At 34.7% G+C, this 22,764-nt stretch carries 20 protein-coding genes; 12 read left to right on the top strand and 8 right to left on the bottom strand.

Going from position 1 to position 22,764, the window contains the following annotated elements:
- The first annotated feature begins 64 nt into the window (after positions 1-64).
- Both N4A45_01300 and rsgA read left to right on the top strand, forming a co-directional pair.
- The gene (locus N4A45_01300) at positions 65-2,401 is read left to right on the top strand and encodes a gliding motility-associated C-terminal domain-containing protein (GenBank protein MCT4663852.1); all 2,337 of its coding nucleotides are present in this window, start codon (positions 65-67) and stop codon (positions 2,399-2,401) included.
- 69 nt (positions 2,402-2,470) lie between these two features.
- Positions 2,471-3,406, top strand: a complete 936-nt coding sequence (gene rsgA / locus N4A45_01295; GenBank protein ID MCT4663851.1) for a ribosome small subunit-dependent GTPase A — start codon at positions 2,471-2,473, stop codon at positions 3,404-3,406.
- Positions 3,407-3,414: 8 nt separating this feature from the next.
- Here the strand turns inward: rsgA and N4A45_01290 are convergent, their stop codons facing one another.
- The 8 genes from N4A45_01290 to N4A45_01255 all read right to left on the bottom strand — a co-directional run bounded on the left by N4A45_01290 (position 3,415) and on the right by N4A45_01255 (position 9,905).
- The gene (locus N4A45_01290; protein MCT4663850.1) at positions 3,415-3,933 is read right to left on the bottom strand and encodes a gamma carbonic anhydrase family protein; all 519 of its coding nucleotides are present in this window, start codon (positions 3,931-3,933) and stop codon (positions 3,415-3,417) included.
- Positions 3,920-4,678, bottom strand: a complete 759-nt coding sequence (locus N4A45_01285) for a glycosyltransferase family 2 protein (GenBank protein MCT4663849.1) — start codon at positions 4,676-4,678, stop codon at positions 3,920-3,922. The genes N4A45_01290 and N4A45_01285 overlap by 14 nt, the downstream gene beginning before the upstream one ends.
- Positions 4,678-5,094 carry a hypothetical protein gene (locus N4A45_01280; protein ID MCT4663848.1) on the bottom strand — a complete coding sequence of 139 codons (417 nt, stop codon included), beginning with the start codon at positions 5,092-5,094 and terminating at the stop codon, positions 4,678-4,680. Before N4A45_01280 ends, N4A45_01285 begins: the two co-directional genes overlap by 1 nt.
- Entirely contained in the window at positions 5,091-6,065 is a 975-nt protein-coding gene (locus N4A45_01275; GenBank protein MCT4663847.1) for a bifunctional ADP-heptose synthase, read from the bottom strand. The genes N4A45_01280 and N4A45_01275 overlap by 4 nt, the downstream gene beginning before the upstream one ends.
- 6 nt (positions 6,066-6,071) lie before the next feature.
- Positions 6,072-7,268: a pyridoxal phosphate-dependent aminotransferase gene (locus N4A45_01270; GenBank protein ID MCT4663846.1), complete on the bottom strand. Its 1,197-nt coding sequence runs from the start codon at positions 7,266-7,268 to the stop codon at positions 6,072-6,074.
- A 154-nt stretch (positions 7,269-7,422) separates the two neighbouring features.
- Complete coding sequence (locus tag N4A45_01265) at positions 7,423-8,148, bottom strand: LytTR family DNA-binding domain-containing protein (GenBank protein ID MCT4663845.1); 726 nt, start codon at positions 8,146-8,148, stop codon at positions 7,423-7,425.
- Positions 8,139-9,275 (bottom strand): histidine kinase, encoded by a 1,137-nt coding sequence (locus tag N4A45_01260; GenBank protein ID MCT4663844.1) that lies wholly within the window; start codon positions 9,273-9,275, stop codon positions 8,139-8,141. Before N4A45_01260 ends, N4A45_01265 begins: the two co-directional genes overlap by 10 nt.
- Before the next feature lie 9 nt (positions 9,276-9,284).
- Positions 9,285-9,905 (bottom strand): hypothetical protein, encoded by a 621-nt coding sequence (locus N4A45_01255; protein ID MCT4663843.1) that lies wholly within the window; start codon positions 9,903-9,905, stop codon positions 9,285-9,287.
- Positions 9,906-10,148: 243 nt separating this feature from the next.
- Between N4A45_01255 and N4A45_01250 the strand changes: the two genes are divergently transcribed.
- The 10 genes from N4A45_01250 to arsS all read left to right on the top strand — a co-directional run bounded on the left by N4A45_01250 (position 10,149) and on the right by arsS (position 22,761).
- Entirely contained in the window at positions 10,149-11,309 is a 1,161-nt protein-coding gene (locus N4A45_01250; protein MCT4663842.1) for a DNA polymerase III subunit delta', read from the top strand.
- Complete coding sequence (locus N4A45_01245) at positions 11,299-12,720, top strand: hypothetical protein (protein ID MCT4663841.1); 1,422 nt, start codon at positions 11,299-11,301, stop codon at positions 12,718-12,720. The genes N4A45_01250 and N4A45_01245 overlap by 11 nt, the downstream gene beginning before the upstream one ends.
- Positions 12,721-13,185: a gliding motility lipoprotein GldH gene (locus N4A45_01240; GenBank protein MCT4663840.1), complete on the top strand. Its 465-nt coding sequence runs from the start codon at positions 12,721-12,723 to the stop codon at positions 13,183-13,185.
- Complete coding sequence (locus N4A45_01235; GenBank protein MCT4663839.1) at positions 13,172-15,517, top strand: transglycosylase domain-containing protein; 2,346 nt, start codon at positions 13,172-13,174, stop codon at positions 15,515-15,517. The genes N4A45_01240 and N4A45_01235 overlap by 14 nt, the downstream gene beginning before the upstream one ends.
- A gap of 15 nt (positions 15,518-15,532) precedes the next feature.
- Entirely contained in the window at positions 15,533-16,231 is a 699-nt protein-coding gene (locus N4A45_01230; GenBank protein ID MCT4663838.1) for a CoA transferase subunit A, read from the top strand.
- A 3-nt stretch (positions 16,232-16,234) separates the two neighbouring features.
- On the top strand, positions 16,235-17,671 hold the full coding sequence (locus N4A45_01225) for an aldehyde dehydrogenase (protein ID MCT4663837.1): 1,437 nt from the start codon (positions 16,235-16,237) through the stop codon (positions 17,669-17,671).
- Positions 17,672-17,760: 89 nt separating this feature from the next.
- Positions 17,761-18,681, top strand: coding sequence for an OmpA family protein (locus N4A45_01220; GenBank protein MCT4663836.1), 921 nt, complete (start codon positions 17,761-17,763; stop codon positions 18,679-18,681).
- 252 nt (positions 18,682-18,933) lie between these two features.
- Complete coding sequence (locus N4A45_01215) at positions 18,934-20,979, top strand: S9 family peptidase (GenBank protein ID MCT4663835.1); 2,046 nt, start codon at positions 18,934-18,936, stop codon at positions 20,977-20,979.
- A gap of 378 nt (positions 20,980-21,357) precedes the next feature.
- Positions 21,358-21,696 carry an arsenosugar biosynthesis-associated peroxidase-like protein gene (locus tag N4A45_01210; protein ID MCT4663834.1) on the top strand — a complete coding sequence of 113 codons (339 nt, stop codon included), beginning with the start codon at positions 21,358-21,360 and terminating at the stop codon, positions 21,694-21,696.
- A gap of 3 nt (positions 21,697-21,699) precedes the next feature.
- Complete coding sequence (gene arsS / locus N4A45_01205) at positions 21,700-22,761, top strand: arsenosugar biosynthesis radical SAM protein ArsS (protein ID MCT4663833.1); 1,062 nt, start codon at positions 21,700-21,702, stop codon at positions 22,759-22,761.
- Positions 22,762-22,764: the final 3 nt, after the last annotated feature.

Here is a 22,764-nt window from a genome sequence, read left to right as displayed (position 1 = left end):
TTTTAGCACTATTGATACCAGATTTATAGATTACAAAAGGAAATTTGCTAAAAAAAAAGTATATTTGTTATTACTAGAACAAATACCTTTAATTCTCATGAAGATGATGAATCGTTTTTTAATTGTTTTTTCTTTTATTTTTTCTTTCTCTCAAGCCCAGAGCGTTCAGAAACTAATGTATGGAACAAATGCCCTTTTTGGAGCGGTTAACGCAGGAACATCTGTGCCAAGTTATATGGATACTATTGCAGGAACTGCCCCAGCAGATATTGAGGGAATTTCTCATGTAGAAGATAATTTCGGAGATGTCCATTTCTATGTTACTGGTGATGGAGTTTTTAATGCCAATGGAAACCTAGTAGCAGGTTCGGGTGCGATTAACAGCCATGCTGGAATCACAGAAATAGTTACCTGTAAAGTACCTGGTACTGTAACGGATTACTATATCGTATATACCAAAGATGAAGGTTGTGATTTGTTATACTATTCTAAGATTAACTTAGCACTAAACCAAGGTCAAGGACAAATCGTTCCTGTAAATCTCAACTTATTATTGAGTGATACCTCTAACAGTAGTGGATTATATGCAGAGGGAAAGGAAATTATAAATAAACCAAACTCTCAGGATAAATACCTTATTGTAAGACGTTGTGATTTTGGTTTTGAAAAATTTGACATTACCCAACTGGGAATCAATAATAGAAAAACTGTTAAAGTTTGGACACCAGGAACTGTTCTTAATCCAGCAGATTCAGGTCGTGGAGAATTAGATTACCATAACGAGTATCTTGCTTATGCTTCTACGGAGTCTAATGAAATGATCCACTTTGAATTCAATCCTTGTACAGGGAAATCAAGTAATTTGAATGTCTTTAGTGAAACTTTTGACGGAATTTATGGAGTAGAATTTTCTCCCACAGCAAAATATCTATACGGATCCAGTGAAAAAGCTATAAATACCAATGCTGGAAACAGTAATTTAATGAGAGTAGCTACAGGAAGTGCTATCAATCCGCCAAATGTTTATAAAATAGGGACATTTGTTGACTGTAAAGGCGATAGTGTTCACGATGTTGGGCTTGGGCAGTTAGAATTAATGACTTCAAACAAAATTTATTCTCCAATTGTAGGTGAATGCTCTATTTTAGAAATTTCAGACCCTGATAATACGACAATAAATATTGATTATAAGAATACAATAGGAGATATGTATAAAGGATTGAGTGATCTTACTCAAAGTGATATTTATATTAGTTTCTTAGACTATTCTGCTAAAATTACTCCAGTAAAATGTATTGGAGAAAGCAATGGTAAAATCCAACTAACACTCGCAGGAGGAATGCCACCGTACTCGATTAACTGGGATCATAATGGTTCAAATTTATTAAGTGCAAATAATTTGGGAAAAGGAACCTATAAAGTGACTATTTCAGATAATAGCTGTTCAGGAGCATCTGTAGTATTGAATTTTAAAATTACAGAACCAGATTCAATACGTTCTTTAATAGAAGTAGAAGATGCCAGATGTTATCAAGAAAATGGTAAGTTCAAAAAGACAATTTGGGGAGGAATCCCACCCTATACCGTTTCTTATAGCAACGGATTTAGCGAACATAATCCAAGAGCAGGTTTTTACACCATGTATGTGGTAGATAAATATGGTTGTCAGTATTCTGACACATTTAGAATCGAAGAACCAGATAATATTACTTGGTCAGATTCTATTAGTGCTCCACTTTGTCCTGGTGATCCAGGAAGCTACCATGTGTACAACCTTCAAGGAGGAACAGGTAGAATTCTTATCAACGGAAAAGAAGATTCTGTTATTAATTTCTTACCGGGTAATTACACTGTTCAATTTGTAGATGAAAACGGATGTAATAGAACACAAAGTGTGGTAATTCCTTCGGCAGATTCTATTATTTCCAATGTAGTGGTTTATCAAGACGATTGTAATGAATTTATGGGTAGAGCAGAGCTCACTGCTTCTGGAGGAAAAGGAGAGCTTACAACAGAATGGCTTGGTGTAGATCCAGAATCATTCCACCCAGGGAAATACTCCGTGAAGATAACCGATGAAAATGGTTGTGAACATTATTCTTATTTTTCATTTACACCCGAACCAACAAAACTCAATATCCCAACGATCTTTACACCTAATGGTGATGGATTAAACGAATATTGGGCTCCTGTATTTGACTGTGAAAAAGATTTTGAATTCGAAATTCATACACGATGGGGTAAAAAATTATTCCAATCAACTAAGGATAATAGAAAATGGTACGGACATGATCCAAAAGGAATTTTGGTAGATGACGGAATCTATGTTTATATCCTTACATACTATGACTCTAGAGGTAATTCTCATAAAGAGAAGGGAACTTTATTAGTTACTTATTAAAAATAATTTCCAAAAAAGGAAAACAACTCAAAATCCACAAGTAAATTTGCTTGTGGATTTTTTTTTATTATGAAAGGATTAGTCATTAAATCAACTGGGAGTTGGTATAAAGTATTAGACAACAAAGGAAAGTTGTATGATTGTAAAATCAAAGGGAAGTTTAGAATCCAAGGGATTCGGACAACCAATCCTGTTGCTGTGGGAGATGAAGTGGAAATTCTGCAGAATGATAATCAAGATATTCCCTTGATTCATAAAATATATCCAAGAAGAAATTATATTATTAGAAAATCTGTAAATCTATCTAAAGAAGCACATATATTGGCATCTAATATTGATAGAGCCATTTTGATAGTTACCCTAGCATATCCAGAAACGAGCTTGAGTTTTATAGACAGATTTTTAATTACTGCCGAAGCTTATTATATTCCAGTAACCATTGTGTTTAACAAATATGATCTTTATGATGAAGAACTTGAGTTAGACTTAGAAGCCTATAGAATGATGTATGAGGCTATTGGTTATGATACACTTGTGTGTTCTGCGGAAGAAAAATTTGGTTTAGAACCTTTAATAGAAATTCTGAAAGACAAAACAACGCTATTATCTGGTCATTCTGGTGTAGGGAAATCCACTCTTGTTAATGCCATAGAACCTACGCTTGATTTGAGAACGGATGAAATTTCGGATATACATTTACAAGGAAAGCATACCACTACTTTTGCCGAAATGCATCCTTTGAGTTTTGGAGGAAATATAATAGACACTCCCGGTATAAGAGGTTTCGGTTTAGTATATATGGATGTGGAAGAAATAAAAGGGCTTTTTCCCGAGTTTCAGTCTTATTCTAAGGAATGTAAATTTCATAATTGTCAGCACCTTCACGAGCCAAAATGTGCTGTGAAAGCGGCAGTAGAAAAAGGTGAATTATTCTCTACGAGATATGAAAATTATCTACAATTTGTGAATGATATTCAGGAGGAAAATGCGCAAAATCATCGATAATACGTAAGTTATTCTTCTTCAAACCAAGAAGAATACATCACATAATTATCGGCAATTCCTTTTACCAATTGTTCAAAATGCTCAGGGTTTAATTGTTTCACTTTTTTGGCAGGAACACCTGCATAAATCCAACCGCTTTCTACTCTCGTATTTTGTGTAACCACAGATCCCGCAGCCACAATTGCGTTTGATTCTACAACACAACCATCCATAACAGTTGATCCCATTCCTATCAGTACGTTATCTTGAATTGTACAACCGTGTACATTGGCATTATGACCTATAGAAACATTATTTCCGATCAACAAATCATATTTTTCATAGGTTCCATGAAGTACTGCCCCATCTTGAACATTTACTTTGTTCCCAAGAGTAATTTTGCAAACATCACCTCTCACAACAGAAGAAAACCAAAAACTACAGTTTTCACCAGCCTGAATATTTCCAACTAAAGTTGCATTTTCTGCCAAAAAACAAGAAGTGGGAATTTGAGGAGTACAACCTCGTACTTTTTTAATGAGTGCCATGGTTTATTTTTTTTGATTTCAATGCCCAAAAATACTTTAAAAAAACTTCTTTGGTTGTAATTTGAGCAATCTTGAAACCAGCAAAGCCATCTCGGAAACCTTGTTTTAGAAAATATGCTTTTAAAAACCGAAAGGGCGGACTAAAAATCATTTTAAGGAATAAGGAGAAATTGGATTTTCCTTGATACTGTTCTGCAGCAAGTTTGGCGTATTTTTTCGAGCGTTTTTTATGATCTGCTATATGATCAAAACCAAAATGAAATAAATGCCCTTTCAAGGTAGTGATTTCACCTTCAGTTTCAATGTATTCGTGAACTTTTCCACCTTTCCATTGGGTGTTTCTCGGAAAAAGTCTGATTTTTTTATCTGGATACCATTCACCATGCTTAATCCATTTTCCGCAATAATTATTAAGTCTTTGAAGCTCAAAAACACCTCTAAAATCGTTTTTTTTCAGGCTAAGAATGGATTTTTTTAATTCTTCTGAGACTCTTTCATCAGCATCTATATTGAGTACATATTCATAAGAGGCTAAATGATTCAAACGATTTTTTGATGCCACAAAGCCTGCCCATTTCTCTTGGTAAACAATTGCCCCCATTTTTTTAGCAATTGCCACAGTGTGATCTGTACTATAGGAATCCAAAACAATAATTTCGTCACATATTTCTTGAATAGATTGAATACATGCTTCAATATGTTTTTCCTCGTTAAAGGTCAATATAGCGCCAGTAATTTGATGCATCAACTTCCTTTTTGAACAAAAAATCTACCTTGCACGGAGATGATATCATTTCCAAATCCGAAATGCGCGTCAATATAGATTTCTTTCTTTTTATCGCCTTTAAGCACTTTTACTTTTTTGCGTTTAAAACATTTCAATGGGGGATCGTCGTAGGGGCGACTGATCCACATATCAGCATCACGTAAACTGTTTCTGGTGAAGTCATCAAAATCTTCGGGTGTTTGAATATGTAATACCTGATTTTTCCTTAATGGAATATTAATTTGTGTATCACCATCGGGCGTTTCCGTTATTTGAACCACTTGGGTATTTGGGTAAATATCCGTAAACATACCATATTTTACGGCTAAGTAATCTTGGGTTTTACAACTTCCAAGCATCAATAATAGAAAACTAAAAACTAAAAGCTTCTTCATTTTTTATGATTTAATAGCCACTCTTTTTGAATGGGTACAACGCCTAAATGTTCACAAACTAGCCCACCAGCCAAATTAGCAATCCAAGCCATTTGGGAGCGTTCTAAGTTTTGTGCTAGAGCAAGTGCTGCAACAGATACCACGGTGTCTCCTGCACCGCTTACATCAACAATATTTCGTTTGAATGCGGGGTGTCTGTAGAGTGATTTGTCTTTTTGATAAAGTGCTACTCCATATTCAGATAGGGTGAGAAAAATAGTGTCTGCCTCTATTTTAGTATTAAGATTTCGACAAATATTTTCTAATTCTTCGTCTTTACTAGGGTCGCAATTTTCTCCTAAACCTTCTATAATTTCCTTTAAATTAGGTTTGAAAACATCTACATTCTTAAAAGCTAAGAAATTCTTTTTTTTAGGGTCAACGATTATTTTAATACCATTTTCTTTACAAAAATGGGTAGTTTTAGAAATAGTTTCGGGAGTTAATAAACCTTTGTTATAATCTTGAAAAATAAGTACATCTAAGGGGTTTTCTTGATGGATTTTTTTTAAGATATCGAGAATTTTCTCATGCTCTAAAAAATCATGTTTATCTTCTTCATCAACTCTTAAAACATGTTTATCATCTACAATAATCCTTGTTTTAATGGTCGTTTTTCTTCCTTTTGCGGTAATCAGACCACGAGAACTGAGACCATTTTGTTCAAAAAGACGTTTCATACGTTCCCCAGATGCATCATTCCCAATGAGCGATATGATTTCTACTTGAGCTTCCAAACTTTTGAGGTTTAAAGCCACATTGGCTGCACCTCCAAGTCTTTCATCCTTTGTCTGAACATCCACTACAGGTATGGGCGCTTCGGGGCTCATTCTTTCAATACTTCCCCACTGGTAAGCATCAATCATAGAATCTCCTAAAACAAGGATTCTTGAGTCTTTGGTCTTATTTAAAAATGTAGAAATCTCTACCATTCGGCATTAGTCTTCAAGATTATTGACAAAATCGATAATTCTTTCTGCCGCTTTTTTTAAGTTTTCTTCGGAAGTTGCATAAGATAATCTCAAGCAATTTGGTGTCCCAAAGGCATCTCCACTCACGGTAGCTACAAATTTATCTTCGAGAAGTTTTTGAGCAAAATCGGAAGCATTTTTTATTGTTTCTCCTTGATGTTTTTTTCCGAAATAATAGGAAATATCAGGGAAAAGATAAAAAGCACCTTGAGGTAAAGGCATTTTAAAACCTTTTAATTTACTGAGTTCACCGTGCATAAAATCTCTCCTATTTAGAAAAGTATCTCGCATATAGCTTACTTTTTCTGGTGATTCTGCCAGTGCTGTTTCTACTGCTTTTTGGGCAATGGAGCAGGTTCCTGAGGTAATTTGACTTTGCATTTTACTCACAGCTGATGCCAGCCATTGTGGAGCTGCAATATAGCCTAAACGATACCCTGTCATTGCAAATCCTTTTGATAATCCGTTTACGATACACACTCGCTCTTTGATGTTTTCAAATTGAGCAATGCTTTCGTGTTTACCATCAAAGGTGATTAACTCATAGATTTCATCGGAAATAATGAGAATTTCAGGATGTTTTTCAAAAACTTTTGCCAAAGCCTTCAATTCATCCTTAGTATAAAGCATCCCACTGGGGTTTGAGGGCGAACTAAACAAAAAAGCTTTTGTTTTAGGTCCAATTGCTTCCTCAAGCTGCTTTGGTGTTATTTTATAATGGTTTTCTACAGCGGTAGGAATCTCTTTGGCAGTTCCTTCGGCTAATTCTACCATTTGCTTGTAACTTACCCAATAGGGTGCAGGAAGAATGACTTCGTCACCAGGATTCAAGATGGACAGCATAATTTCTGCTAAGCATTGTTTTGCTCCTGTGGACATCACTATTTGTGATGGTGAAAAGTCTAATTGATTGTCTCTTTTTAATTTTTTGACAATAACTTCTCGGGCACTTAAATATCCTGGAACAGGTGTATAGTGAGAAAAATTATCATCAATTGCTTTCTTCATCCCTTCTTTGATAAAATCAGGGGTGTCAAAATCTGGTTCTCCTAGACTTAAACTGACTACGTCTATTCCTTGGTTCTTTAGTTCTCTTGCTTTTTGTGCCATAGCAATCGTTTGCGATGCTTCCATGGACAAAATTCTATTGGAAAGTATATTCATCTTATTACAAATTAACCCAACACAAACTTAAGTTTTTTCCCAATATATCAGCGTTTTTTAGATAGAAGTTTTTTAGGAAAAAAAGAGACTTCAAAATCAGTATTTTCAGAAGAATGAATAGGGTCTTTTCAATGCTTGATCTCCATAAGTGGTATTACAACAAAAAATCGTCTAAAAACTCAAAAAATGGATCCTTGTAGGTTTCTGATATTGGAATAAATTTTTCCCCAAAAATAATTCTGTTTTTTTCAACAATTTCTATTTTTTTGAGATTGACAATATAAGATCTGTGTACCCTCATAAATTGCTCTTCGGGCAGTTTTTTTAAAATATTTTTAAAATTAGATAGAATGAGAACAGGATGCTTTTCGTTTTTTGTAAAAATCTGAATATAATCCTTTAATCCCTCGAAATACAAGATGTCTTTTAACGCTATTTTTTTGATTTGATAGCTTGTTTTTACAAACAAAAATTCTTGCTGAATATGCTCTAAAGACGCTTTATCCATATTTTGCTCTTCAGATAATATTCGCTCAACTCGGTTTATAAATTTCTTTTTGGACAAAGGTTTTAGAAGGTAATCTATTGCCTGAACATCATAAGATTCTGCAGCAAAATTTGCATAAGCTGTTGTAAAAATAATTTTGCATTCATTTTTTTGTTCTTTTAATCTTTTTGCAAGCTCCATTCCATTTAGTTTTGGCATTTCTATATCCAAAAAACAAAAATCTATTTGATTATTCATCAAAAATTTTTGAGCTTCTAGTCCATTCGAAAAACTTCCTTTGAGTTCCAGTGCGTCTATGTCTGAAATATAGTTTTCTATCTGCTGACGAGCCAAAGGTTCATCTTCTACAACAATACAAGTTTTTAAATCCATAATGTTAATTTTGCATGAAAAATATGCTCTGTTTTAGTTATATCGAGCTTGTATAAATCGGGGTATAGTAATTCTAAACGCTCTTTTAGATTATTTAGGCCTGTTCCTTCTCTATCAGTAAGTTGTTCTTTCTTGGTAAAAGTATTCGAAACTTGAAACAGCAGTTTTTTATCCTGAAAAGCTAAACTAATTTTAAGAAAACTATCCTCTTCATTAAGCGTTCCATGCTTAAAGGCGTTTTCAACCAAAACGATAAGAACTAAAGGTGTAATTTGTTTATACTGATAATCTCCCGCAAAATCCTTTTGAATCATAAGTCCTTCTGGAAGTCGTAGCCGCATAATATCTATATAGGAGTTGATCAGTTTAATTTCATCCTGTATAGGGACTTTTTGAGTCTGACTGACATCTAAAACATATCGCATCATTTCGCTAAGGTTGACTAAAGTATCCTGAGCTTTTTCAGACGATATATCTATCAAGGCATGAATGGTATTGAGTGTATTAAAGAAAAAATGAGGTTGTATCTGGTAGGATAAATTCGTAAGTTGAGCTTGAAGCAATAGTGATTCCGCATTTTTCCTAGTGTCTTCTTCGTTTTGCCATTTCTGTTGTAGCTTAATTAATATTGCAACTAAAATTGCGATAAGTTGCAAAACTATTAACCCGATGGGTGCACGATATTTTCTTTTTTTAAGAAAAGGGACTTTGGATCTCCTATTTTTTGTTGATTCTTTGTTTAATTTATGTTGATGTTCGGAATGGAAATTGATTTCATTATCATGATGTTTAGCAGGTCTTTGCTGAAAGAATTCTTTCCTTATTTTTTTAAAAGAACGGGAACTTAATATTAATGTCGAACCGCCAATCATTAATATTTGTATCACTGTGAAAATTAGATATTTTCGTTTGAAGAACCATTTTTTTACTAGCCAAAAATAATTCACATAAAATATAGCAAGAAGTAATATTATTGGTAATTCAAATAGAACAATTGTTGTCCAATTAATTTCTTCAAATTCCCGGACACTAAAAGGGAGTAAAAAGGCTAAAACCACCACGATGATATGAGGTAACATGGTGGTGATTGTTGCTTTTTTTGATTGATATTTCTCTTTGTGAATCACTTTTTTGTTTTAATTAAAAGCCTTTTTGTTTTTATGTCTTTCTTTTCGCATTTCTTGAAATTTAGCAAATTGTTCAGTCGATAAAATTTGCTTCATTTCCGCATTGAATTTACGCTTTTTTTCTTTCATTGAGTTCTTTCTTTTAGTCATAAAAGCTTCTTGATAAGAAAAATGATCAGTCATCACCTTTTGCATTTGACTCTTTTGCTCTACTGTTAGCTTCAGCTCAGTCACTACTCTTTTTTGAATTCTTTCTCGAATTTCTTCCCTTTGAGCTTTATTCTCAGGAATCTCATCTAAGCGCTCATGCTCTTGATGCTTTTTTAATGCCAATGCACGTTCTTCTTTTTTTATTGCACGAAGCTTCTTCATTTGTTTTTTAGAAAGAAACTTAGAAAACTCATTTTGAAGTTTTTTCCTTTGTTCCTTTTTCTCTAAGCGCATTTCTTTATTAGGTTTCATCTGCTCAAAAAGAACTAAAACCTGTTTCTCTTGTTCTTCAGACAAATTTAAAGCTCTATCAAGAGTTTCAAGATGTCGTTTTGGGTGATGTTTTTTTGAGGGATGTTGTGCAAATGCGTTTGATCCCATGAAGGAGATCAAAATAAATGTTTTAATAAAATTTTTCATCGTACTGTTTTTAAGAAATTTACAATACAAATATCAAATGATTACTAGTAAATAAAAAACAAACTCTATTTAATGGTTTATATATTCTACGAAGTTGAGGGAGTATTCGACAGATAAACCCCTCCTATAAATAAAACAAAATGACTCCAGAAGCCTCTTGCGATAAAACCTTGCAAGGGGCTTCATTTTTATATCTCAATCTAATCCCATTCTCTTGCATTAATTATTGTATCTTTGTTTGATATGCAATTTGAGAAAATATTAGGACAAGAACATAATATTCAGCGGTTTTTAGATAGTGTTCAGAATCAGCATATTGCTCATGCTCAGTTTATTGCTGATGCTGGGAATGGTTCTGGTTTTGCATTTGCTTGGGCAGTAGCTCAGTATTTGCTATGTAAAAACCCCAGTGAAAACGATGCATGTGGAGATTGTCAGCCCTGTCGGTTAACGGCACAGCTTCAACATCCCGATTTGCATTTTAGTTTTCCACTGGTGAGGTCTCAAAAAAATGGCGATAAAAACAGTTTTCTCTCCGCTTGGAGAAAAATGGTACTTGCCAATCCTTATTCCAATATGGATGACTGGATTCGGGAAGGAGAATTTCAAACTAAGCAGAGTATCATTGATATAAAAGAAGCAGCAAGTATTCTCAAAGATTTGTCTTTAAGACCTTTTATGGGTTCTTATAAAATCTTGGTGGTTTGGCAACCCCAAAAAATGAATATAGCCGCTTCCAATAAATTGCTCAAATTCATCGAAGAGCCACAAGGAAAAACACTTATTTTGTTTGTGGGCGATTCTTGGGAAGATATTTTGCCCACCCTACAATCTAGGATGCAAAAAACAAGGCTACAACCCATTGCAGATGATGAAATAGCAAGGTATTTAATCAATGAGAAAAATATAAACCCAAACTTAGCCGAAGATATTTCGGTAGTTGCTGATGGTAATATTTCTTTGGCAATAAGATGGTTACAAGATTCAGAAGATTTACAATTGTATTCTCAATTGTTTGTCCAATGGATGCGACTGAGTTTTCAAGCTTTACAAAAGAAAAGCCTAGATAAACTCGTGCTTTGGGTGTCTGAAATGTCAAAACTTGGAAGAGGAAAACAAATAAAATTTTTAGATTTTTCGGCACAATATATCCGAAAATCATTTTTGGCAAATTATCAAATGGATCAGTTGTCAAGTTTTCGCCTAAAAGATGTTCAATTCGATTTATCGAAATTTAGTCCTTTTATACATGCTCAAAATTATCAAGAGATTATAGAAGAATTGGAATTGGCAAGCAAGCATATAGCAAGAAATGCCAATGCAAAAATTGTTTTTTTGGATCTAGCATTCAAAATAGCAAGAAATCTTCATAGGAAACTAAAAATAGAATCCAATGGGATGTAACGGATGTAGTAGTTCTTCGGGAGGAGGCTGTGGTACCTCAGGTGGTGGTTGTGGCGTATGTCATGGTAAATTGCCTGTATTTAACTGGTTAAGCGGTGTTCAAAACCCGAATTTAAATATCATAGAAGTCAGTTTTAAAAACGGAAGAAAAGAGTTTTTCCGAAATGAAAACAAACTGATGATGCAAGTAGGAGATATCGTTTGCGTAGAAGGAGCACCAGGACATGATGTAGGAATTGTGAGCCTTGTGGGAGATATCGTAAGGTTGCAAATGCGTAGGAAAGGAATTTCGAGAAAAGACGAATCCATCAAAAAAATCTACCGAAAGGCAAGTCAAGCCGATATAGAAAAATGGGAAATAGCCCGTGGTAGAGAGCACGAAACCATGCACCAAACAAGGTTGATGGCATTGGATTTAGGTTTAGAAATGAAAATAACCGATGTAGAATTCCAAGGCGACAATACCAAAGCCACCTTTTATTATACAGCAAATGCTCGTGTAGACTTTAGAGAGCTGATAAAGGTCATGGCTACCGATTTTAAAATCAGAATCGAAATGCGCCAGATAGGAGCTAGGCAAGAGTCTGCCAGACTTGGAGGAATTGGGTCTTGTGGTAGAGAACTCTGTTGTAGTTCTTGGCTTTCAGACTTTCGATCAGTAAATACTTCGGCAGCTCGATATCAACAACTCTCCTTAAACCCGCAAAAACTTGCAGGGCAATGCGGAAAATTGAAATGTTGTCTCAATTTTGAATTGGAATCCTATTTGGATGCATTACAGCATTTTCCTTCAACACAACAGCCACTTTTTACAAAAGCAGGGAAAGCTTATAGCCAAAAGGTAGATATTTTTGGAGGTAAAATCTTGTATTGTGTAAAAGAAGATATCATGACGCATTGGTTTGAATTACCTATAGAAGAGGTAAAAGAAATCATTGCGATGAACAAAAAGGGAATTCAGCCAGATTCTCTAGAAGATTATGCTATTGTAAAAGAGGAAGATGCAAGTCTTACCTTTGAAAACGTAGTGGGGCAAGATAGTTTGACGCGTTTTGATACCCAGAAAAAGGATCGTAATAAAAACAGAAATCGCAATAAGCGAAAACCGTCTAATAACCGACCAAACAATAGAAATCCAAAAAAGAAATCGGCTTCAGCCAATGGGGGAAAACCCAAAAATAATAACCAAGGACAAGGTGCCGTTGCCAAGAAACACCCAAATAAAAACAGAGCGAACAATAAAAGGAATGACAAACCTGTTTCCAAAGAAGAACACCAAAAAAGAATAGCCAAAATGCTAGATAAAATGGGTGGTCAAGAAAAAACGGGAGCAGAGGATAAGAAACCAAACAGAGCAAAACCCAAAAGAAAACCAAGAAATTATAGAAAACCTAAAGACAAAAAAGAATAGATGTTAAAAAAGAATATCCTTATTTTTTTATTAGGAATGCTTTTGTATTCCTGCGGTTCAGAAGTGTTTGTTTCTGAGGTTAAAACCATAAACTCAGACGGATGGAATGCTGATGAATCTCACTCTTTTAACTTTGATTTGAATGAAGAAAACACAAAGGATTTGGATTTATTCATTCATCTACAACACAATAATGACTATCGTTTTCAAAATATTTACTTTTTCTCAAAGATTACTTTTCCAGATTTTAGCACAAAAAAAGATACCTTGCAGTATTATTTGGCAGAAAAAAATGGGAAATGGATGGGAAGTGGAATGTCTAACTCTAAAACCATTTTACTTCATTATCCCTTAAATCTTCGTCAGAAAGGAAATTATAAACTTGAGCTTACTCAAGCAATGAGAACAGAAAAACTAACAGGAATTGAAAAATTAGCTATTAGTATAGAACATGGAAAAAATTAAATCAATATTAAATAAAATATGGACTTTCCTTCGTCCACTTTTTGTAAAGTTACTCGCACTAGACGCAGAAGGAACAGCAAGACAAAAACTCACTACCAGAATTATACGTGTATTTTGGATTGTGATTACTTTGCCATTAATTGTCATCAGTTTTGGTTTGCTCTTCGCCTCTTTAGGATGGTTTGGAGACCTGCCAACGGTGGAAGATATCGAACACCCTGAAAACAATTTTGCAACAGAAGTAATGAGTACAGATGGGAAAGTGTTAGGGAAATATTATAGAGAAAATAGAACACCAGTAAAATTTTATGAACTCCCCAATAATTTGCATAAAGCGCTCGTAGCCACAGAAGATGAACGCTTTTATGAACACTCAGGAATTGATGCTTATGGATTAAGCCGTGCGGTGCTCAAAAGACTCATTGGGAAAAACACAGGAGGAGCATCAACCATTACACAGCAGCTTGCAAAAATGCTGTTTACGGGAGAAAGAGATAAAAGTAAACTAGGAAGGTTACAACAGAAATTTAAAGAGTGGGTGATCTCAGCACGATTGGAAAGGCAATATACCAAACAGGAAATTATTGCTATGTACTTCAATAAATTCGATTTTATTCGCCAAGCAGTGGGAATCAAATCGGCATCAAAAATCTATTTTAATAAAGACAATCCAAAAGATCTTGAGCTTCATGAATGTGCCGTATTAGTCGGGATGGCTAAAAACCCTTCCATGTATAATCCGCTTTCAAGACCCAAAAGAGCATTAAACAGAAGAAATACGGTTTTTGGACAAATGCTTAGAAACGGACTTATAACCGAAGCAGAAAAAGATAGTTTGAGAGCTTTACCATTAGGTTTAAAATACACAAGAGAAAGTCATGATACAGGACTTTCAACTTATTTTAGAGAATTTATTCGTCAAGAACTAACCACTTGGTGTAAGCAAAATAAAAAGCCCAATGGAGAGCCTTATAATCTTTATTCTGATGGATTGAGAATTCATACAACCATAGATTCGCGCCTTCAAGCATATGCTGAAAAAGCTGTTTCTAAACACAATAAAGAACTTCAGAAAACATTCTACAAAAGAATGTCTTATTATAAAAGTGCTCCATGGCCTTGGAATTATTCAAAAAAGAAGATCAAGAAGAACTTAGAGCAAAGTAAAAAACGCACGGAGCGTTACCGAGTAATGAAAAAGGCGGGAGCTTCTCAAAAAGAAATTGACAAAGCCTTTAATACCAAAACCAAAATGCGTCTTTACACCATGAAAGGAATGGTGGATACTGTATTAACACCCATGGATTCTATTTTACACATGAAATGGTTTCTCCATCATTCATTGATGAGTATGGATCCTCAAACAGGTTTTGTAAAAGCGTGGGTGGGAGGAATAAACCACTCGGTCTTTAAATATGATAATGTACATCAAGGAAGAAGACAAGTAGGTTCTACCTTTAAGCCATTTGTGTATGCAACAGCTATAGATCAGCATAATTTTTCGCCATGTGATATGGTGCCAAACGCGCAAGTAGTTTTTGAAAAAGAAAACTGGAATTTAAGAAAAGATTGGATTCCCAAAAACTCCGATGGAAAATACGGTGGGGAAAAAAGCTTGGCAGATGCATTGGCAAACTCCACAAATACCATCACTGCATTCCTAATGAAAAAAGTAGGACCTAAAAAAGTTATTCAATTGGCACGTAAAGCAGGAATAGAATCAGAGATTCCAAGTTCACCGAGTATTTGTTTAGGTACACCAGATATTAGTCTCTTTGAAATGGTAGGATCTTATGGTGCATTTGCGAATAAAGGAATTTATACAAAGCCGATTTATATTACCAAAATTGAAGATAGAAATGGAACCATTATTTATCAATACGCCCCAGAAACTAAAGCCGTTTTGAGTGAAGAGAAAGCTTATGTAATGCTCAAACTTATGGAAGGAGTCTCAAAATATGGTTCGGGAGCGAGATTAAGATCAAAATATAAATTCTATAACCCCATTGCAGGAAAAACCGGGACAACCCAAAGCAATAAAGATGGATGGTTTATGGGAATTGTACCAAATCTCGTAACTGGTGTTTGGACAGGGCACGAAGATCAAGCCATTCGTTTTAGAAAAACCAAATATGGGCAAGGGGCTAATATGGCACTTCCTATTTGGGCAGAGTATATGAAAATGGCCTACGCCGATAAAACACTGAATATTTCTGATAAAAGTTTTGAAAGACCTGCTCAGAAAATGACCATAGAAACAAACTGTAAAAAGAAAGATCAGGATCAAGATAATCCCTCTTTTGGTATCGATAGTCCAGACTTAGAATTCTAATAAAAACAAAACGCCATGATCAACAAAACAGTAAACAATGCCGAAGAAGCCGTAAAAGATATTCAAGACGGAATGACACTCATGCTTGGAGGATTTGGACTTTGTGGAATCCCAGAAAATTCTATTTCCGCTTTAGTTAAGCAAGGAACAAAAGAACTTACTTGTATTTCTAATAACGCTGGAGTAGATGATTTTGGAATAGGATTGATGTTGCAACAAAAGCAAGTGAAAAAAATGATTTCTTCTTATGTAGGAGAAAATGCCGAGTTTGAGCGTCAATTGCTTTCAGGCGAACTAGAAGTAGAACTGATCCCACAAGGAACTCTTGCAGAAAGATGTAGAGCCGCAGGTGCAGGAATTCCAGCATTTTTCACACCAGCAGGAGTAGGAACAGAAGTTGCTGAAGGTAAGGAAACTAGAGAATTCAATGGGAAGACCTATTTAATGGAAGAAGCTTTTGATGCCGATTTTGCCATTGTAAAAGCTTGGAAAGGAGATACCGCAGGAAATTTAATATTTAAAGGAACTGCAAGAAATTTTAATCCCATGATGGCAACAGCTGGTAAAATTACCATTGCAGAAGTGGAAGAGCTAGTACCTGCAGGAACATTAGATCCAAATCAAATTCACACTCCAGGAATTTATATTCAAAGAATTTTTCAAGGAGTAGATTACGAAAAGAGAATAGAACAAAGAACGGTAAGAGAATCATAGTGTATGAAAATCCTTAATTATATTGACGGAACACATTTTCCTGCCGAATCAAATGAATGGTTAGAAAATGTGAATCCAGCAACAGGCTCGGTTTTTTCTCAAATAGCATCGAGTCATAAACCAGATGTAGAAAAAGCCTACCAAGCAGCTGAAAAAGCGTTTCCCGTATGGTCTGGAATGAGTAAGCAAGAACGCTCGGAAATTCTTTTGAAAATCTCACAAGGAATTACCGAAAATCTTGAAGAATTGGCACTTGCAGAGTCAACAGATAACGGAAAGCCTCTGAAATTGGCAAAATCTGTAGATATCCCTAGAGCCGCTTCCAATATGGCATTTTTTGCTACAGCTATTCTTCATGATAGCCAGAAAGCCTACGAAATGGATGGTTTGGCAATCAATTATACACAAAGAAAACCTTTGGGTGTTGTGGGTTGTATTTCTCCATGGAATTTGCCACTATATCTTTTTACATGGAAAATTGCTCCCGCTTTGGCAGCAGGAAATTGTGTGGTAGCAAAACCTAGTGAAGTGACACCATATACCGCATTTTTATTTTCAAAAATATGCCAAGAAGCTGGGCTTCCAGTTGGAGTTCTCAATATTGTTCATGGCTTGGGTCCTAATGTAGGACAAGCTATTGTAGAGCATCCAAACATAAAAGCTATTTCCTTTACGGGAGGAACAAAAACAGGTGAGCAGATTGCAAAAATTGCCGCTCCAATGTTTAAAAAACTTTCATTAGAGCTTGGAGGGAAAAACCCAGTGATGGTTTTTGATGACTGCGATTTCGATCAAATGATCAAAGGAGTGGTGCGTTCTTCATTTGCAAACCAAGGACAAATTTGCCTTTGTGGATCTAGAATCTATGTTCAGAAAGGAATTTATGACCGTTTTATCCAAGCATTTCTCGAAAGAGTAAAAAAACTCAAAGTAGGAAATCCACTTGCCGAGGATACAAAAGTGGGTGCATTGGTTTCTGAGCCACATCTTGAGAAAGTGATGTCTTATATAGAACTTGCCCAAGAAGAAGGAGGGGAAATTTTGCATGGTGGAAACCGTGTGTATCCAGAAGGATTTGAAAAAGGATTTTACCTAGAACCTACCGTGATTGCAGAGTTGAATACCTGTGATAGAGTCAATCAAGAAGAGATTTTTGGACCTGTTGTATCAATTATTCCATTTGAAAATGATACAGACGTTTTGGCTCAAGCCAATGATACTCAGTATGGGCTTACAGCCGTTCTGTGGACACAAGATTTAACCAGAGCCCATCAATTAGCTCATCAATTAGATACAGGAATTGTATGGATTAATACTTGGTTATTAAGAGACTTGAGAACCCCATTTGGAGGTGCAAAAAACTCAGGAGTAGGTAGGGAAGGAGGATTTAAAGCCTTGCATTTCTTTACAGAAGAAAAGAATATCTGTATCCGAATATAGCCGAAAATGTCTTATATTTATTGCAGATTTTGAAAAATGAAGCAATTTTTTGGATTCAGAAAACGTTTTTAGTCAAACAAATATTATCTATGAAAAATACATTTTTAACCTTAGTAACCCTTTTATTTGTTGGTTTTGGGAGTGCTCAAGAAACAAATCTTAGTGAATTAACAGAAGGACATGAAGACATCGTTGTAAAACTCAATAAACGAGTTATTGGAAACAAATACACCATGCGTGTTAACAACGATAGACAAAGAGATGCACAAGAAGATCGAATTTATTTTGATAATCGGTTGAAACTGAATAAAAATCGTCATGTAGTGTATTTCGAAAATTTGGAAGATGCAAACAAGTTTTTGTCAAGAAACGGATATAATCTGAACCTTTCGAAATTTGCTTATTGGGATCATCCTGATGGAACCAAAAACTATAACGAAGGAAGAAACGGTACCGCAAAAATTGGAGATATTGCTACAGAACCAAATTATATGAGAACGAGCAAAACAGTTTATGTTTTCTCAAAAGGAGGATCCTATACGGCATTTCCATCAGCATGTAAAACAAAAGCTAAAAGCAGTTCATGTAAAACGAAAGCATCTTGTAAAACTTCCAAGAAATCTTGTGATACTAAGAAAAGTTGTGATAGCAAGAAAACTACCTGTGCATCTAGTTTAAAATCATGTGCAGTAGCCGAAAATAAATTTCACTCGGTGTATTTCTCTACAGACGACTATAAGAAAATAAAGATTACTGAAGTAGCGAAAGTAGCCAATTACCTTAAAGAGAATGCGGATAAAAAAGTATGTATTGTAGGAAATACAGATATCCGTGGAACAAAGGATTACAATCAAAAACTCGGAAAAAACCGTGCCGATGAATGTGCCGATCTTTTAGTGAAGCAATACGGAATCAATCGCTCAAGAATTACCACAAGTAGTAATGGTGAATTAAAACCTTTGTATCAAGGTTTTGATCAAAATAGAAGAGTAGATTTCTTTGTGAAATAGTGAAAAACGAATTTTGCTTATAATAAAAAAAAGGAATAGCCCATAGATATAATACTCTATGGGCTATTTAATTATATTTGCAAACTCAATTGTTTTTTATGCAAGGAAATAACTATTTAAGATGGTATAATTGAATAAAAACTATTGACTAGCACAAAAAAATAAAATTGATTTTCTAAAAGGGCATATAAATTGGTAAGTCTTGTATAGAAATCAAATTTAACAAAAACACATCGACTCAACAAGTTCAGCATGAAGGTATTATTGAAACACACATTTATTCTTTTTGTATTAATCACAACCTCTTTTTTTCAAGAGGCTAAGGCACAAAAAAAATACCCTATAACTCCCGAAAAATTATGGGAGTTAAACCGAATTAGATATCATTTTAGCCTAAATGAGGATGAAGGAATTGTAACCTTAGGAACTTATAACGTAAAAAGAAACGAAGGACAATCAAATATTTACCTTTTAAACTACAAAACCAAAGAGCTAAAAGCTTTGACGAAGCTTAGTGGACACGTGAGTAAGGTGAGTAAAACCAAAGATGATGAAACCATTGGTTTTCTTTATGATGGACAGTGGTATGAGCTAAATTTGGATACCAAGAGAAGAGTTAACCTTCTCAATGATTCTAAAGGAACAAAAGTTTTTAAATACTCCCCTTCAAGTACTTATGCGGTGTATTCCAAAGCTGTGAAATTAGGAAAATCCGTTAGAGATATTCATAAAGATTTACCAAAAGCAGATGTAAAAATATATGATGATCTCAACTATCGTCATTGGAATCAATGGAATGATGAGTTTTATGATCATTTAGTAGTGCAGAGTTATAACAGCGGAAGACTGTATGGAGAGAAGGTTGATATTTTAAAGAAAACAAAATTTGATGTTCCTACCAAGCCTTTTGGAGGATTTGGAGATCTTACGTGGTCACCTGATGGACGAAAATTAGTATACGTAGCGAAGAAATACACAGGTAAAAAATACGCTTCAAGTACCAATACTGATTTATATGAATATGATGTTAAGTCAAGGAAAACAAAAGTTTTATCAGCTGAAAATAAAGGATATGATACGCACCCAAGTTTTTCTCCAAATGGAAAATATTTGGCATGGACACAAATGCGAACACCTACTTATGAATCAGATAAAAACAATATTGTAGTTCTTAAAAGATCTAAAGATTTATTATACAATTTGACCTACAATTTTTCTGAAACAGTTCAAGATTTCAAATGGTCCAAAGATGGAAACAATATTTATTTTCAAGCACCATTTAGAGGAAGCAATCATATTTTTAAAATAGATGTATCGAGTACCTTCGAAAATCCACCTATTACTAAAATAACCACAGGAGATTTTAACTATGGATTGGCAGATGTTTTGGAAAATAAATTGATTTTGTCAAGAACAGATTTTAATAGAGCTACAGAACTTTATCAATGCGATTTAGACGGAGGTAATCTTAAGGCGATTTCTAAGGTGAATGAAGACGTATACAGTAAAATTTTGGATAGTAAAGTGGAAAAAAGAGCTGTAACTACCTCAGACGGGAAGAAGATGCTCACATGGGTGATTTATCCTCCAAATTTTGATCCCAATAAAAAGTACCCAGCATTATTGTATTGTCAGGGTGGACCACAAGCGATGGTTTCACAATTTTATTCATACCGCTGGAATTTCCAGTTGATGGCAGCACAAGGTTATATCGTAATAGCTCCAAACCGAAGAGGATTACCAGGTTTTGGAGAAGAATGGAATGCCGCAATTAGTAGAGATTGGGGTGGTCAAGCTATGAAGGATTATTTATCAGCAGTAGATGATCTTAAAAAAGAATCTTTTGTAGATGAAGATAAAATAGGAGCTGTGGGAGCTTCTTATGGTGGATATTCTGTTTATATGCTGGCAGGAATTCATCAAAAGAGATTTAAAACATTTATTTCTCATTGTGGTCTATTCAACTTAGAATCTTGGTATGGATCTACTGAGGAATTGTTTTTTGCACATTGGGATATTGGTGGTCCTTATTGGATAGATACCTACAAAGAAAATTACCAGAAAAACTCACCACATAAATATGTTCAAAACTGGGATACACCGATGATGGTTATCCATGGAGGAAAAGACTATCGTGTTCCAGATACTCAAGGATTAGAAGCTTATCAAGCTGCAAGAATGAAGGGATTGAAAGCAAGATTGATGTATTTTCCAAATGAAGGACACTGGGTGCTTGGACCACAAAATTCTTTGCTTTGGCACAGAGAATTCTTTAAGTGGCTGGAGGAGACCATGTAGAAATATAGGGCTTTTTTAAAAGACGAATTTAAAACACTAAAAACAGGACTTTATTAAAAAGCTCCTGTTTTTTGTTTGCCAATAAAAATGAATATTTCCCTATTAAATTTGTAATGATTGATTATTTTTAGATACTAAAAGAAGTAATACCATTTACGGTGTGAATTTACACAGTGGTGTTATGTCGATACATTGCTAAAAATCAGTTATGAACGTAATGATATAAGTGAGTACTTTCAGCAAGTAATCGGTATAAACTGAACAAGAAAAGATAAATCGGGCAATTTGATAGCGATTCTAAAAAGGAAAATACTTGAAAATAGGTTTCTTAATAGAAAATTTGTTTGATTTTTTTAAAAATAATATTAATGCTAAATTATGGCTGAAAAAACTTATTACAACCCTAAAGATCTCAAAAAATTTGGTGAAATAACAGAATGGGATCAAGAGCTCGGAGAAAAATTCTTTGACTACTATGGAGAGGTTTTTAAAGACGGAGCTTTAACGAGCAGAGAAAAATCTTTAATAGCACTCGCAGTGGCACATACTGTACAATGTTCCTATTGTATTGATGCTTATTCGCAAGATGGGATCAAGAGAGGATTAGAAAAAGAAGAAATGATGGAAGCAGTTCATGTAGCTGCTGCAATCCGTTCAGGAGCGACATTGGTACACAGTGTTCAGATGATGAATAAATATGATAAACTTTCGATGTAATCTATGGGAAGTAAAAAATCATTATTAGCTCAAAAAATTCCTTTAGCAAGTCCTAAATTACAAATGGATTGGCTTTCTGGTAAGCGTTTTCAGGAAACAGAATTGCCTACATTTACTCAAAAATTAAAAGAAGGTACTCATTTTCCACTGAAGCCTAAGAAACTTGATATCTTTCAGATAAATGTTGGATATATGTGTAATCAAGTATGTGCACATTGTCATGTAGACGCTGGCCCAGATAGACGAGAGATTATGACCAAAGAAACGATGGAGCTTTGTTTGGAAGTCTATAAAAAATCTGGAGCAACAACTTTAGATCTCACTGGTGGAGCACCAGAAATGAATCCGCACTTTAGATGGTTTGTGGAAGAAGCAAGTAAAATAGGTGTTCAAGATTTTATTGTAAGATCGAATCTTACCATTTTGCGTGCTGCACCAAGGTATCATGATATGCCTGCCTTTTTTAAGAAACATAATATCCACGTAGTTTCTTCATTACCTTTCTATAAAAAAGGAAAAACAGACAAACAAAGAGGAGATGGAGTTTTTCAAGCATCTATAGAAGCATTGAAGGAGCTGAATAAGGTAGGATATGGTAAAGAAGGAAGCGGATTACAACTAGATTTGGTTTATAATCCTGCTGGAGCTTTTTTGCCTGCTGACCAAGGTGAGCTAGAAAATCAATTTAAAAAATCTCTAAAAGAAGATTTTGGAATAGAATTTAATAGCCTTTTTGCCATTACCAATTTACCCGTAAGTCGATTTTTAGAGTATTTAATTCGTTCAGAGAATTATGAAGACTATATGGAAACTTTGATTGAGGCATATAATCCTTCAGCAGTAGAAAATGTAATGTGTACCAATACACTATCTGTTAGCTGGGATGGTTTTTTATACGATTGTGACTTTAACCAAATGCTTGATCTAAAAGTAGCCACAAAAACCAGTAAGCACCTCAAAGATTTTAACCTAAAAGAATTAGAAAATAGAAATATTATCGTCAACCAACATTGCTATGGATGTACCGCAGGTGCGGGTTCTAGTTGTCAAGGAACGGTAATATAAAAA

It is taken from the genome of Flavobacteriales bacterium (assembly GCA_025210805.1).
In the GTDB taxonomy this organism is placed as follows: Bacteria; Bacteroidota; Bacteroidia; order Flavobacteriales; family CAJXXR01; genus JAOAQX01.
The sequence above is the reverse complement of the archived record's forward strand: the minus strand, read 5'-3'. Positions and strand labels throughout refer to the sequence as shown.

Excerpts from the sequence above, each read along its gene's own strand:
- rsgA (MCT4663851.1), top strand. The coding sequence starts at position 2,471 with ATGAAAGGATTAGTCATTAAATCAACTGGGAGTTGGTATAAAGTATTA.
- N4A45_01290 (MCT4663850.1), bottom strand. The coding sequence starts at position 3,933 with ATGGCACTCATTAAAAAAGTACGAGGTTGTACTCCTCAAATTCCCACT.
- N4A45_01285 (MCT4663849.1), bottom strand. The coding sequence starts at position 4,678 with ATGCATCAAATTACTGGCGCTATATTGACCTTTAACGAGGAAAAACAT.
- N4A45_01280 (MCT4663848.1), bottom strand. The coding sequence starts at position 5,094 with ATGAAGAAGCTTTTAGTTTTTAGTTTTCTATTATTGATGCTTGGAAGT.
- N4A45_01275 (MCT4663847.1), bottom strand. The coding sequence starts at position 6,065 with ATGGTAGAGATTTCTACATTTTTAAATAAGACCAAAGACTCAAGAATC.
- N4A45_01270 (MCT4663846.1), bottom strand. The coding sequence starts at position 7,268 with ATGAATATACTTTCCAATAGAATTTTGTCCATGGAAGCATCGCAAACG.
- N4A45_01265 (MCT4663845.1), bottom strand. The coding sequence starts at position 8,148 with ATGGATTTAAAAACTTGTATTGTTGTAGAAGATGAACCTTTGGCTCGT.
- N4A45_01255 (MCT4663843.1), bottom strand. The coding sequence starts at position 9,905 with ATGAAAAATTTTATTAAAACATTTATTTTGATCTCCTTCATGGGATCA.
- N4A45_01250 (MCT4663842.1), top strand. The coding sequence starts at position 10,149 with ATGCAATTTGAGAAAATATTAGGACAAGAACATAATATTCAGCGGTTT.
- N4A45_01245 (MCT4663841.1), top strand. The coding sequence starts at position 11,299 with ATGGGATGTAACGGATGTAGTAGTTCTTCGGGAGGAGGCTGTGGTACC.
- N4A45_01240 (MCT4663840.1), top strand. The coding sequence starts at position 12,721 with ATGTTAAAAAAGAATATCCTTATTTTTTTATTAGGAATGCTTTTGTAT.
- N4A45_01235 (MCT4663839.1), top strand. The coding sequence starts at position 13,172 with ATGGAAAAAATTAAATCAATATTAAATAAAATATGGACTTTCCTTCGT.
- N4A45_01230 (MCT4663838.1), top strand. The coding sequence starts at position 15,533 with ATGATCAACAAAACAGTAAACAATGCCGAAGAAGCCGTAAAAGATATT.
- N4A45_01225 (MCT4663837.1), top strand. The coding sequence starts at position 16,235 with ATGAAAATCCTTAATTATATTGACGGAACACATTTTCCTGCCGAATCA.
- N4A45_01220 (MCT4663836.1), top strand. The coding sequence starts at position 17,761 with ATGAAAAATACATTTTTAACCTTAGTAACCCTTTTATTTGTTGGTTTT.
- N4A45_01215 (MCT4663835.1), top strand. The coding sequence starts at position 18,934 with ATGAAGGTATTATTGAAACACACATTTATTCTTTTTGTATTAATCACA.
- N4A45_01210 (MCT4663834.1), top strand. The coding sequence starts at position 21,358 with ATGGCTGAAAAAACTTATTACAACCCTAAAGATCTCAAAAAATTTGGT.
- arsS (MCT4663833.1), top strand. The coding sequence starts at position 21,700 with ATGGGAAGTAAAAAATCATTATTAGCTCAAAAAATTCCTTTAGCAAGT.